This window comes from Agrobacterium sp. CG674 (genome assembly GCF_053521645.1).
Genome location: NZ_JBNWDZ010000009.1, coordinates 33,956 through 46,216, shown reverse-complemented (window position 1 = coordinate 46,216; position 12,261 = coordinate 33,956). Strand labels below are relative to the sequence as shown.

The 12,261-nt window shown below is 58.9% G+C and carries 13 protein-coding genes; 8 read left to right on the top strand and 5 right to left on the bottom strand.

The genetic code is table 11. From position 1 onward, the window contains the following. Nucleotides 1-69 precede the first annotated feature (69 nt). Together ACQZ51_RS20105 and traR are read left to right on the top strand one after the other, a co-directional pair. Nucleotides 70-987, top strand: a complete 918-nt coding sequence (locus ACQZ51_RS20105) for a nucleotidyltransferase and HEPN domain-containing protein (RefSeq protein ID WP_448779938.1) — start codon at nucleotides 70-72, stop codon at nucleotides 985-987. A gap of 117 nt (nucleotides 988-1,104) precedes the next feature. Beyond that, nucleotides 1,105-1,809: an autoinducer-binding transcriptional regulator TraR gene (gene traR, locus ACQZ51_RS20100; RefSeq protein ID WP_448779936.1), complete on the top strand. Its 705-nt coding sequence runs from the start codon at nucleotides 1,105-1,107 to the stop codon at nucleotides 1,807-1,809. A gap of 57 nt (nucleotides 1,810-1,866) precedes the next feature. Here the strand turns inward: traR and ACQZ51_RS20095 are convergent, their stop codons facing one another. After that, complete coding sequence (locus tag ACQZ51_RS20095; RefSeq protein WP_448779934.1) at nucleotides 1,867-2,172, bottom strand: transcriptional repressor TraM; 306 nt, start codon at nucleotides 2,170-2,172, stop codon at nucleotides 1,867-1,869. Nucleotides 2,173-2,763: 591 nt separating this feature from the next. Here ACQZ51_RS20095 and ACQZ51_RS20090 point away from each other — a divergent pair. Further along, a complete protein-coding gene (locus tag ACQZ51_RS20090) occupies nucleotides 2,764-3,033 on the top strand; it encodes an antitoxin (protein ID WP_448779932.1) in 270 nt (89 codons plus the stop codon). A gap of 9 nt (nucleotides 3,034-3,042) precedes the next feature. After that, nucleotides 3,043-3,354 (top strand): type II toxin-antitoxin system RelE/ParE family toxin, encoded by a 312-nt coding sequence (locus tag ACQZ51_RS20085; RefSeq protein WP_448780116.1) that lies wholly within the window; start codon nucleotides 3,043-3,045, stop codon nucleotides 3,352-3,354. 15 nt (nucleotides 3,355-3,369) lie between these two features. Here ACQZ51_RS20085 and ACQZ51_RS20080 read toward each other — a convergent pair whose 3' ends face one another. Genes ACQZ51_RS20080 through traA form a run of 4 tightly spaced genes read right to left on the bottom strand, consistent with a single transcriptional unit; the run spans nucleotide 3,370 to nucleotide 9,028 of the window. Beyond that, on the bottom strand, nucleotides 3,370-4,002 hold the full coding sequence (locus ACQZ51_RS20080) for a TraH family protein (protein WP_448779930.1): 633 nt from the start codon (nucleotides 4,000-4,002) through the stop codon (nucleotides 3,370-3,372). 13 nt (nucleotides 4,003-4,015) lie between these two features. Continuing rightward, nucleotides 4,016-5,281: a conjugal transfer protein TraB gene (locus ACQZ51_RS20075; protein WP_448779929.1), complete on the bottom strand. Its 1,266-nt coding sequence runs from the start codon at nucleotides 5,279-5,281 to the stop codon at nucleotides 4,016-4,018. Further along, nucleotides 5,202-5,729 carry a conjugative transfer signal peptidase TraF gene (gene traF / locus ACQZ51_RS20070; protein WP_448779927.1) on the bottom strand — a complete coding sequence of 176 codons (528 nt, stop codon included), beginning with the start codon at nucleotides 5,727-5,729 and terminating at the stop codon, nucleotides 5,202-5,204. The genes ACQZ51_RS20075 and traF overlap by 80 nt, the downstream gene beginning before the upstream one ends. After that, nucleotides 5,726-9,028, bottom strand: coding sequence for a Ti-type conjugative transfer relaxase TraA (traA, locus tag ACQZ51_RS20065; protein WP_448779925.1), 3,303 nt, complete (start codon nucleotides 9,026-9,028; stop codon nucleotides 5,726-5,728). Before traA ends, traF begins: the two co-directional genes overlap by 4 nt. Nucleotides 9,029-9,284: 256 nt before the next feature. Between traA and traC the strand changes: the two genes are divergently transcribed. Genes traC through ACQZ51_RS20045 form a run of 4 tightly spaced genes read left to right on the top strand, consistent with a single transcriptional unit; the run spans nucleotide 9,285 to nucleotide 12,207 of the window. Further along, a complete protein-coding gene (traC, locus tag ACQZ51_RS20060; RefSeq protein ID WP_448779923.1) occupies nucleotides 9,285-9,581 on the top strand; it encodes a conjugal transfer protein TraC in 297 nt (98 codons plus the stop codon). A 4-nt stretch (nucleotides 9,582-9,585) separates the two neighbouring features. Continuing rightward, nucleotides 9,586-9,801 (top strand): type IV conjugative transfer system coupling protein TraD, encoded by a 216-nt coding sequence (gene traD / locus ACQZ51_RS20055; RefSeq protein ID WP_448779921.1) that lies wholly within the window; start codon nucleotides 9,586-9,588, stop codon nucleotides 9,799-9,801. Then, on the top strand, nucleotides 9,788-11,758 hold the full coding sequence (traG, locus tag ACQZ51_RS20050) for a Ti-type conjugative transfer system protein TraG (RefSeq protein WP_448779919.1): 1,971 nt from the start codon (nucleotides 9,788-9,790) through the stop codon (nucleotides 11,756-11,758). The genes traD and traG overlap by 14 nt, the downstream gene beginning before the upstream one ends. Beyond that, nucleotides 11,755-12,207: a thermonuclease family protein gene (locus ACQZ51_RS20045; RefSeq protein ID WP_448779917.1), complete on the top strand. Its 453-nt coding sequence runs from the start codon at nucleotides 11,755-11,757 to the stop codon at nucleotides 12,205-12,207. The genes traG and ACQZ51_RS20045 overlap by 4 nt, the downstream gene beginning before the upstream one ends. Nucleotides 12,208-12,261 lie beyond the last annotated feature (54 nt).

Here is a 12,261-nt window from a genome sequence, read left to right as displayed (position 1 = left end):
GTGATGTAAACTACTGAACTGATGCATGAAACATGTCCTTGTCGTCGCGCAAAAAGACCTTTATCGACCATGAAAAACACGATTGACCACATTCCTCCACAAAAACAGCGGCAGCTTTCGAAAGCTCTCGAAATCCTTCACGAGGAGTTCGAAGACGCATTGAAGGACGCGACCGCAGACTTCAAAAAACGCGGTCGGATCCTGAAAATCATATTGTTCGGATCCTATGCCAAGGCAACCTATGTGGATGAGCCCTTCACATCGAAAGGGTACAGATCCGATTTCGACATTCTCATCATCGTCAACAACCGCAAGCTCACGGATTTTGCAGAGTATTGGCACAAAGCGGACGACAGGTTGATACGGGATAAGGAAATAGAATTACCGGTTCAGTTCATCGTGCATTCGCTGCGCGAGGTGAATACCTCGTTGAAGGAGGGCCATCATTTCTTCTCGGATATTCGCAAGGAAGGCATCGTCCTTTACGAGCTGAATGACGAACCACTGGCCGAACCCAAAGAATTGGAACCGAGTGAACGGCTGCGGGTGGCAAAAGAGCACTTTGATCAAAGATTCTCAACCGCATCGAAATACCACAAAGGCTTTGGTTTCTATGTTCAGGAAGGCGATAGCAAGGAGGCCGCGTTTCTCCTGCACCAATCTCTAGAGCAGGCATATTCGTGCGTTCTATTGACCCTAACCAACTACGCTCCACCATCTCACAATCTTAAAATCTTGCGTTCTTTCGCCGAGGAACAGGACCGCCGATTGGCGGAAGCATTTCCCCGCGAGCATCACAGGGAACGAGCGGCGTTCAATGTCATAAACGAAGCTTATGTGAAGGCCCGCTACTCGAACCACTACAAAATCAGCGCGGAGGCACTCGAATGGCTAGGCGAGCACACCGCAGTTCTGCTTGTTCTCGTGAATGTGGTTTGTACCGATCATATATCGGCACTCCAGCAAGCCGCAAATAAGCCGATCTGACGAAAAGTTCCATAAGATAGATTATGCGATTTTAGATTTATTCTAAAATGAGTGTTATAACAAGCTCTGAGTGGCTCGCGTGGCCTGTTTCACCCAATCACCAAAACGGAGTGAGAAATGCAGCACTGGCTGGACAAGCTGACCGATCTTGCGGCGATACAAGGCGACGAAAGCATTCTAACGCAGGGCCTTTCCGACCTCGCCCAACATTTTGGCTTCACCGGCTACGCCTATCTGCACATCCAGCACAAGCATAGCATCGCAGTCACCAATTATCATCGCGAGTGGCGGTCGACATATTTCGAGAAGAGCCTGGATAAGCTCGATCCGGTCGTCAAGCGCGCGAAATCCAGAAAGCAAGTTTTTGCGTGGTCCGGGGAACAGGATCGTGCGAAGCAATCTAAGGAAGAGCGTGCTTTCTACGCGCACGCTGCCGATTTTGGTATCCGCTCCGGCCTCACTGTTCCGATCAAGACTGCCAACGGCTCAATGTCGATGTTCACCTTAGCATCAGAAAGGCCTTCAATCGATCTCGACCGTGAGATTGACGCGGTTGCAGCCGCCGCTGCCGTCGGACAACTCCATGCCCGCATATCGTTCCTTCAAACCACTCCGACCGTGGAAGATGCCGCCTGGCTTGATCCTAAAGAGGCGACCTATCTCAGATGGATCGCTGTCGGCATGACGATGGAGGACATCGCTGATGTGGAGGGCATCAAATACAATAGCGTCCGTGTCAAGCTCCGCGAGGCTATGAAGCGCTTCAACGTCCGGAGCAAAGCCCAACTGACCGCACTCGCAATTCGTAGAAAGCTGATCTGAAGGACCGGTGTCCGACTCCGCTTGATCTTTCATGCAGGCTTGACCCAAACACCCGGATCAGTTCGCGGCCATCTTGGGAATGTACCCGAGAACGCCCAAGAGCGTGTTGACCGCGCTCATCTGTGCATGCATCTCGATCATTGCTTCGATATATTCGAGATGCTGAACCCCGCCATTGGCTTTTCCCGTCCTGTAGTCCTCTGGCAAAGCCTGGAACAGTTGATCCGCCTTCTCCAAGAGCTGCCTGTGCAGCCGAATGGCATTGACCGTCAGCCTCTCGAGGTCTGACGTTGCCAGGCCATCCGTCAGCCCGATCACCGGGCGCAGTTTACATGTGGCCACTTCTGAATCTTCCGAATCCATTTGTGTTTCAACCCTTGATATTGTCTGCGGTTTGCCCCCGTAAACGTTGAACGTCGAGAGGTTTCGACAGCCTGGGGCAACGCGTACGGCCTTGTCCGCCCTCATAGAATATGTATTTTTTTTTCGCTAGTGCGATGGACGAACAATGGCCGTGCAGATCTGCAGATGCGAAGGTGTCAGCGCTTGGCACCAATGCTGGACAGGTAGATCCTTATCCCTGCTGTGTTGGGATCGGATCCCGAAGCTCCGGCTGGCGTTTCGGGCTTGGCTTCATCCTCCGAAAGGCCCGCTTGTGTGTCGACGCCTTCGCGGCTGACCGGCCCTGGCTGCCAGAGCGCCACGATATCAGATAGCTTTCGTAGATCGTCTAGCTCCGATGCTACTCAAGGTCCGACATCGACTTCGGTTGAAAAAACATACCATGCCGCTGGGCCTAACTGTCGCAAACAGATTTTTGCTGGCTTCGCCGGCTGGTGAAACGCGAACGGTCGCGGATTATTTCGATCGCCCGAGAGGAGCCTTCAAAGCCAAGTGGTAGTTGACCAACATTTGTGTTAATGTGGGTTTGTGACAATATCCGGAGCTTGTTGTATGAGCCGACTGACAATCGACATTACCGACCAGCAGCATCAAAATCTGAAGGCAACTGCCGCTTTACAGGGAAAGACGATCAAGCAATATGCGCTCGCACGCCTTTTTCCCGGAGACGCGGATGGTGAAGTGGCATGTGGTGAAGTGGCATGGCAGCAGTTGAAGTCGCTGCTGAGCGATCGCATCTGTGAAAGTCTGGCAGGAAAAGTGTCCACCCGTAGCGTAAGCGAGGTTCTTGACGAGGAACTGGCTAAGAATAGCCGCGGTTGACCACAACCTATATTCCTGGCGAATTGCGCGGAAACCGGCCTGCGCGAAATCATTCGCTATACGCGCAAACAATGGAGCGAGGCGCAGGTTCGCCGCTACATTACTAGGCTGGAGCAAGATTTTTCCCGGCTCGCCTCGGGGCAGCCACCGTTCAGAGACGTGGGCGAGCTCTATCCGACGCTACGCATGGCTCATTGCGAGCACCACTATGTCTTCTGTCTGCCGCGCGACAACGAGCCCGCGCTGGTTGTCGGCATTTTCCATGAGCGCATGGACCTGATGACGAAGTTGAGCGAAAGGCTGGGTGTGACGAACACGTAAGGTCCCGGCCCAGTCCTATGGTTTGCGAGCGCCGATCCCCGACAGATCGATGCGAATGCCGGCACTGGTCGGATCGGATGGAGCATCGTCCTTTTTCGCACGTTCGGCGTTGCCACTGGCCGGAGCCTCATCGATGATCGGTTCAATTTCGCCCCTTTCCACAGATTCTGGATCGGCGAGTTTCATCTTACCGGGATCCTCCGCCCGAAACACTGCCATCCCCTCAAAGTTTCCTGTCTGCCAGGCGATGATCGCATCATCTAACACTTGCGGCAGGACATCCTTGGCCGTTGGATTTCCATACCATTTGGTCACGATCCGATAGACCTTGGCGAAGAGTGCCGTGCCCATGCGCATGTTCTCGCAAGCATCGACCAGGTCCGGCTTCATCTGGCCCGCCTCCACAATGCTGAGCCCGGCGGGATATTGTGTGATCCCGACGCGAACGGTATTGCGACCGAGGTTGTCTCCGATCAGCGCCAACGCCTCCTCCGCTGTATTCGGCCTAGGCACGGGCACCACCCGGTTCCCAAAGCTGACCGTGACCGCAAGCGGGTCCGGTGCCCCTGCCCGCTCGATGAACTGCTGTACGATCGCCGGCTTCAGGCCGGGATCGCTGCATTCCTTGATGAGAGCGGCATCGACCATCGCGAACATCTCCTTATCTATTGAAAGCCGCGACGACGGGCAGTCCGAACAGCTTTGCCCAGGCGACCACGCTCGCGTTCTGAATGGCGACGATCGACGTTCCCGCGGTCCACCATCCGTTGCCTGGGGCGACGATTGCGGTGGGGGAATGCAGCATCGAGTGCAAGACCGGCCAGAGGGGAAGTTGTTCGTAGCAGATCAGCACGGCGAGCTTCTGACCGCCGATCCCCATGACTGGATTGCCGAAGAGGTCGGCGCGAGCTCCACCGCCCTGCCCGGTCCATGCCCGCCATGGCTGCCACATGGACACCGGGACCGGCATTCGTTCGCGGTAGAGAATTCGTGCTTCGTCAGCCGAAATCTCCACCATGACATTGTCATAGCCGCCCGGATTAATGACGGCCGCCCCGGCGATCACAGTGAGCTCCGAGCCTCGCAAGCTTTGACTCCAGAGCTTTGCCACGGTCGGCGTCCAGAAGCCCAGTGCACTTTCGGGAAGAACGATGAGCCGGGTTTTCACTGATACCGCCGCGCGCACCGTTGCGATCAGGCCATGGTGATAGTCGAGCGAGCCGTCTCGTCCGAGGATCTCGCCCAGTTCGAGGTCTACGCCCTTCCATCCCTCGGGTAGTTCAGGTGATGTCCACGTGGCAGTGGACCAGAGCCACAATCCTCCCAGGACGATGGCGGTAGCCGGCCAATAACGCGATGTCATCATCGCGAGGCCTGCTGTCATCGCGACCAGCCCCCACCATCCCCATCCCGGAAAAAGCACACCAGTAGCGGTGAGCGGATGTGCCCAGCCGGTTATGCCGAGGGGCGGCAGTCCCATGAGCATCGCCGCCGCCAGATAGCGCCCCGCCGTTGTCAATCCCGTTCGACCTTCTCCCGGAGATTTCCCTTCCGGTTGCGCCTTCCAGAGCGTTGCATGCACGCAGGCGAAAGAGAGCGAAGCAGCTGCCCACAGCAGAAGGCCGGGCCAGAGATCGGCGGCATAGAAGTTGGCGACACCCTGCGGCAGCCCACGCGAGGCGCCTAAAAAATATCCGGCCGACACGAGCAACGCCGTCAGCCGCGACGGCGACATCGCCCAGAGCGCTGGGAACAGCACCGCGACCGGAAGGGTCAGGACATGGCCGCTCCAGGCAGTCCAGCCGCACGCGACGGATACGGCGATGAGCAGGTAGGATCGCTGCCACTTACGGTTCGAACGTGAGGACCGGCCGCGCCAGGCCGAGAAGGCCCGAGTCGGGAACGGGCCCGAAATACCGACTATCATAGGAGCTCGCAAAGGATGAGTGAAGATACAGATGTCTCAGTGGCACGAGGCCGGTTTTGAACGGTGTGATCGGCCTGCCCTCGCCATCACTCGTTCGAACGATCGATGAGGCAAGAGGCCTGCCGTCGACAGTGATATCAGCACCGATTTCGACATGCTGTCCGGGAAGTGCCGCGACTGTCTTGATCAACGGCGCAAAGCCACCGGGGCAGAGGCCACGCCTGACATAGCCGCGGCGGCGTGCCTCCTCGAATGACGCGGTCGGCGGTGGGCAGATGAACACGAGATAGCCGGTCTCGACCGGACGCTGCAGGGCCACGATACGCCAGAGCCCAAGCGGCTCGCTCGGTGTCAGGTTCAACCGAAAGCCGCCTATATAGGCGACTGCCGCTAGACCCACGATCACTGCGCCCACGCAGGCCAAGAACAGGGGAAGCCGCCGCCTCATTGCTTCATCACCGGCGTCTGGCGCGGGGCGAGACGCAAATCCTCGGCCTGCCGCAGGGTCTGGACGGTGCGCTCGTGAGCGGCGAGCTGCTGGGACGCGCGCATGATCGGCCAGGCTTCCTTAAGCCGCTCCTTCTGCTCGGGCTGCATCCCTTCGGAGAGTTTGTCGAAGAGCTTTCCGGAGGGTTCGCGCGCGGCGTTGGTGAGCATGGTACGCTCGCCAAAGCGTTCGGTGACGGCCTGGTTGAAACCGTCAATTTCCAACTTGGTTTCCCGATTGCTCAGTGCGTATGCCATGGCCGCCGGCAGATCGTTGCGGTCGATCGCATCACGCACGCGCTCCAGCACCACATGTGCTGCCGGCGACAATGCCGGAATGTCGATCGACACGCGCCGACGCAATACCTGTTCATCCGCCTGCAGCCGCTGCACGGCGGTCTCGCGCATCCTCAGATACTGTTCAAGATCGCGCTTCAGGGCCGGAATATTGAGGTCTGCAACGCGACGGTCCTCCCGGTCTGCCTTGCTGGCAAGAATGCCGGTCTTGCCCCTGAGCGGTCCAATCGACGCCGGGGCGGTCGTCAGCGTCTGAAGCGCCAGTTTGGCCATTTCCTTATCCGCCAAAACAGCATCGAAGTTCATGGCCCGGAAGGCGGTCTCGGGATCGGCAAAGACGTAAGTAAAACGGGCCGAGACCTCTTCCCATTGTTGTCTGAGGGCTGGATCATTATCGAGCTCTTGCTCCACCGTCTCGGCAACGGAACCGGAAAATGTCTTGATGCCTGCGACCATGGGCGCGGCCTCCTTCATCGTTTGGGTTTTTAAGGGATGGTGCAGACCGAGACGCTCTGCAAAGTCTGCAAGGCGCCTGCCGAGATCGACCAATTTCGTCTTCTGGCGTAGCGTCCAGTCGAGCCGGTCGCGCACGAGCGTGCGGGCCACCTGGACGATGTTGAGCCCGCGGCTCTCCGCAAACCGCAGCGCCTCGCGGTAAAGCTTTCCGCGCTCGTAATCGAGCGTGGTCTCCTTGGCATTCTTCCGGGAAAGAACTTTGCTCAGCCCCCCATTGAAGGCGAAGGATCGTGTCCCGTAATAGAGCTGCAAATCCTCGCGATGGCGGGTCATCGCCACATAGGTCAGATGCCGGTCCAGCGAGAGGCCTGCCAACACCTTCACGCGGTCGACGGTCGCGCCTTGGCTTTTATGGATCGTGGTGGCGTAACCATGATCGAGATTGCTGTAGAAGCGTTGCTCGACCGTTACATGCCGGCTTTGATCACCCTCTCCGATGACAGCAACGATCCTGTTTGGTGCGGCCTCAATGACATGAGCGATCATGCCGTTTTTGACGCCGAGCGACACTTCGTTCTTCAGGAAGACGATCTGGTCGCCCGCGTCGAACTGCCTGACACCGTCAGCCGTTTTGAAGACATGGCCCTCACCGACAATGCCACGTTCAACGAGTTTTTCGCGGGCCATAATGTTCAGCATCCGAACGTCGCGACGCAGATGCGCGAGGATCAGGGTTGTCCTCGTCTGATCGTAATCGTGGTTCCAGTCGCCGATCAGACGCTCGACCGCTTCGGCCTTGAGGCGCATTCCCGTGATTCTGACATTGGCATCATAGGCGGTCAGCGCCTTTTCCACGTTGCCTCGCGCCAGATCGAGAGACGCCTTGCGCATCCAGTCCTCGCGCTGGCGATAGATCGTCTCGAGTTCGGCATAACCGATGCGGTCGACAATGGCGCGGAAGGCAGCCCCCGCTTCGATTGGTTGAAGTTGTTCGGGATCGCCGACCAGAACGATCTTGGCACCTGCCCTGACAACGGCATCGACAAAGCCGGCCATCTGCTTTGAGGCGACCATGCCGGCCTCGTCCATGACGAAGACGGTTTTGTCATCAAGAACGTCACGACCACGGTTCCAACGCAACTCCCATGATGCCAGCGTGCGGCTTTCGATGCCTGCTTCCTTTTCCAGCCCCTCCGCCGCCTTGCCGGCAAGCGCGCCACCGACAACCCGGTATCCGGCCAGTTCCCAAACCTCCCGGGCGGCTTTCATCATCGTGGTCTTGCCGGCGCCGGCGCGTCCAACGACGGCTGCAATCCGGGCGGGACAAGCGATCCGCTCGATTGCCGCTTTCTGCTCCTGGGACAACCGCTCATGCCGCCGAAACGTCGCGTCCAGAGCAGCTTTAGAGACAGCTTGACCGTCCCGGTTCGACAGCCACAAAGCCTGTCGCACCATCGTCGCCTCAACGCGGATCATCGCCCCGGTCGAATAAAGGGCCGGCACCCTTTCTCCGGTCGCGAACTCGATCGTGTCGCGCTGCAGCCTGAGTACCTCGGGGTTCTGGATGATGCGCAACAGCAGTTGCTGGAAGACAGCCGGATCATCAACATAGCGATGCAGAACCTTGGCGACATCGCGCTCGTCGAAAACGCTCTTTTCTCGCGTGATCAGGTCGAGAACGATGGCTGGATTGTTCAGAATGCGGCGGGTGTTTTCGCTCCGCCGCTCTTCGTTCAATTCGAGGCGCTCAAGCTCTGGCCGGATGCCCTGCTCCTGCGCCTTGCGCTCGATCGCCTTGGCGCCAACGCCGAGATGGATCGTCGGTTCGAGGTCGATACCCTGCTTCTCGTAGGAACGGCCGTCGATACGGAGATCGATGCCGCCGAGCGCCAGGTGATCGTTCAGCCGCTCGAACCATCCATCGCGCAGGACGTTGAAGTCGTCGGTCGAACCCGCCCAGAGCTCATAGAGGATTTTCCCGGACTTCGTGCGGACCGGCTGGCCGTCCTTGGCCGTGACCGCCACCTTCTTCGATCCGAACCCGTCCTCGGTCAGCGGACGCAATGTGGTCATCAGATGGATATGCGGATTGCCGGGATTGTCATGATAAACCCAGTCGGCGACCATACCTTTTGCGAGGATATGCGTCTCAACGAAGTCCCGCACCAGGGCGATGTTCTGCTCGGACGACAGCTCCACTGGAAGCGCTATGGTCAGGTCGCGAGCGAGCTGCGCATCGGAACGCTTCTCGAAGGCCTCGACCTTGTTCCAGAAGGCTTCCGAAGCTCCAGCGACAGAGCGGTCGGCGATCATCGCGCGGACCCATTTCGGGGCTTCGGCCGGGAGCAGGAATTCCTCATGCAGCAGCCCCTCTTTACGGGTGTAGTCGATGGTGCGGGCCTCGCGCTCAAATTCCATCTTCGCGCAGTGCCGGTAGGCCGCAGACAGCACCGCACTGCGGCCCGAGCCGCGGCTGACGATACTGGCTGAGAAATGGGCGATGGCCACGGCAGTAGAGCTCCCGGTTTGAACGTCGTTCGTCGGGAGCGGTCAGGCCATGGTCGGCCCCACTTCGGGCTCTGAGCAAGGCGTCGCGTCAGCGACGTATAATTGCGCCCTTGGATCCGCTCTCGTCGAGCGGCGGGATCATCCTCCAAAGTGTCGGCTTTGCCGACGTGCAGATCTGCACATTCCTTCAGACGTGCTTTTGAGGAAATCTTGCAGCGGAACAGACGCCCAAGATTTCCAGGGAGATGCGACCGGAATGAAGAAACCACCATCGAAGATCAGGGAAGAAATCGCCAGATTGCAGGATCAACTGAGACATGCGGAAACACGCGAGGCCGAGCGCATCGGCCGGATCGCGCTGAAGGCCGGTCTCGGTGAGATCGAGATCGAGGAAATCGAGCTACAGGCTGCGTTCGAAGAGATCACTGGGCGGCTTCGCGGAGGCAAGGCGGCTTCGACCGGGAAGAAAAGTGCCGGTGACGGCAGGACCGCAGGCGAGACGGTCACGACGATCGAGACTGGCACTGCTGCGGGCAGCGGTCGTGAGGCTTGAACGGATGGCCCGCACGAAGACGACTGACGCGCGAAAGAAAGACACGCGCGAAAAAATCGAACTAGGTGGCCTGATCGTCAAGGCAGGACTGCGCTACGAGAAGCGGGCACTACTGCTCGGCCTGCTGATCGATGCCAGTCGCCGCCTGAAGGGCGACGATGCCGAGCAATCGCGCCTAACAGTGATAGGCGCGGAGGCGTTCGCTCATGACGGTGAATAAACTGCTCCTCGCTGCCATCCCGGCTGCGATGATGATCGCCGTTGTGGTGTTCATGCCGGGGATCGAACACTGGCTGGCCGCGCTCGGCAAGACCGCGCTGGCCAAGCTGATGCTCGGGCGGATTGGCCTCGCGCTACCCTATGCCACCGCTGCGGCAATCGGCACGATCTTCCTGTTTGCGGCAAATGGCGCAGTGGGTATCAAGGCTGCAGGATGGGGCGTCGTTAGCGGAAATGGTGTGGCCATCCTGGTCGCTCTCCTGCGCGAGGCGGTCCGCCTGGCCGAGATATCTGGCAACGTTCCGAAAGGGCAATCCGTGCTCGGATATGCGGACCCCGCAACGGTGCTTGGCGCATCAACGACGTTCCTCGCCGGCGTCTTCGCACTGCGCGTCGCGACGAAGGGTAACGCAGCCTTTGCCAAAGCCGCACCACGCCGGATTGGGGGAAAGCGAGCGGTGCATGGCGAGGCCGACTGGATGAAGGTGCAGGACGCTGCAAAACTTTTCCCCGAGCCAGGCGGGATCGTCCTCGGCGAACGGTATCGCGTCGATCGCGATAGCGTTGCGGCTGTGTCGTTCCGCGCCGACGATCCGTCGACCTGGGGCGAGGGGGGCAAGAACCCGCTCCTATGCTTCGATGGTTCGTTCGGCTCCTCGCACGGTATCGTCTTTGCCGGATCCGGCGGCTTCAAGACGATGTCGGTAACGGTCCCGACCGCGCTCAAGTGGGGTGGCGGTCTTGTCGTCCTCGATCCGTCGAGCGAGGTCGCGCCGATGGTATCAGAGCATCGCCGCAAGGCTGGCCGCAAGGTGATCATTCTCGATCCCTCGGCGTCAGGCGTCGGCTTCAACGCGCTCGACTGGATTGGGCGACATGGCAGCACGAAAGAAGAGGACATCGTCGCCGTCGCAACGTGGATTATGACAGACAATCCCCGCTCGACCTCTGCGCGCGACGACTTCTTCCGCGCGTCGGCCATGCAGCTTCTCACGGCCCTCATCGCCGACGTCTGCCTGTCCGGTCACACGAACGAGGAAGACCAGACGTTGCGCCGGGTGAGAGCCAATCTCTCGGAGCCGGAGCCCAAGCTGCGGGGACGTTTGACGGAAATTTACGAACAGTCGGAGTCACACTTCGTGAAGGAGAACGTCTCGGTCTTCGTCAACATGACGCCGGAGACGTTTTCCGGGGTCTACGCCAATGCGGTGAAGGAGACGCACTGGCTTTCCTATTCGAACTATGCCGCGCTCGTCTCTGGCGACAGTTTCTCGACCGGCGATCTCGCCAAAGGCGAGACAGACATCTTCATCGCGCTCGATCTAAAAGTCCTCGAAGCCCATCCGGGACTGGCACGTGTGGTTATCGGATCGCTGCTCAATGCCATCTACAATCGGAACGGCGATGTGAAAGGTCGCGCTCTCTTCCTGCTCGATGAGGTCGCCAGGCTCGGCTATCTGCGCATCTTAGAGACCGCACGCGACGCCGGGCGCAAATATGGCATCACGCTGACGATGATCTTCCAGTCCATCGGCCAGATGCGCGAGGCCTATGGCGGGCGGGACGCGACGAGCAAATGGTTCGAATCCGCATCGTGGATCTCGTTTGCTGCGATCAACGATCCTGATACGGCCGACTATATCTCGAAACGCTGCGGCGATACGACGGTCGAAGTCGACCAGACAAACCGCTCGTCTGGGATGAAGGGATCTTCGCGCTCACGTTCCCGGCAGCTCAGCCGCCGGCCACTGATCCTGCCGCATGAGGTGCTGCGCATGCGTGCCGACGAGCAGATCGTGTTCACATCAGGCAATCCGCCCCTCAGATGCGGTCGCGCCATCTGGTTCAGACGCAAGGACATGAGCATGTCCGTCGGTGAGAACCGGTTTCACAAACAAGCCACAGACGGTGTGAAGAGCTATAAGGCCGCTCCGAATACAGACAATGACGAGACATGACAGTGAAACTTTTTACGGCAATTGCCAGCCTATCCCCCTTAGCCATTGGCTTCCTCGCATCTGTTGCCTCAGCCCAGCCTTCAAGCAGTGCAAGCAGAGCGAACGAAGCCTTCTCTATCTGCGGAAGCGGCCAACGCGTTAACTGCGTGGTGGACGGCGATACGTTCTGGTTTCGAGGCGAAAAGATCCGGATCGCCGACATCGATACGCCGGAGCTCAGCCCGCCGAGATGTGAGCGCGAACGCGAGCGAGGTCTTGCGGCGAAACAGCGTCTGCTCGACATCCTCAATTCCGGTCCGCTCTCGTTCAAGACGACCGCCAGGGATGAAGATCGCTTCGGTCGCAAGCTTAGGATCGTCTACCGCGAGCGACGATCGGTCGGCGATATTCTCATCGCCGAAGGCCTGGCTCGGAAGTGGCAAGGATCGCGCGGGAGTTGGTGCGAATGAGACCGACGCACGGATCAACGTTGTGAATCGATGATGTCCCTTCGATTCAAAACT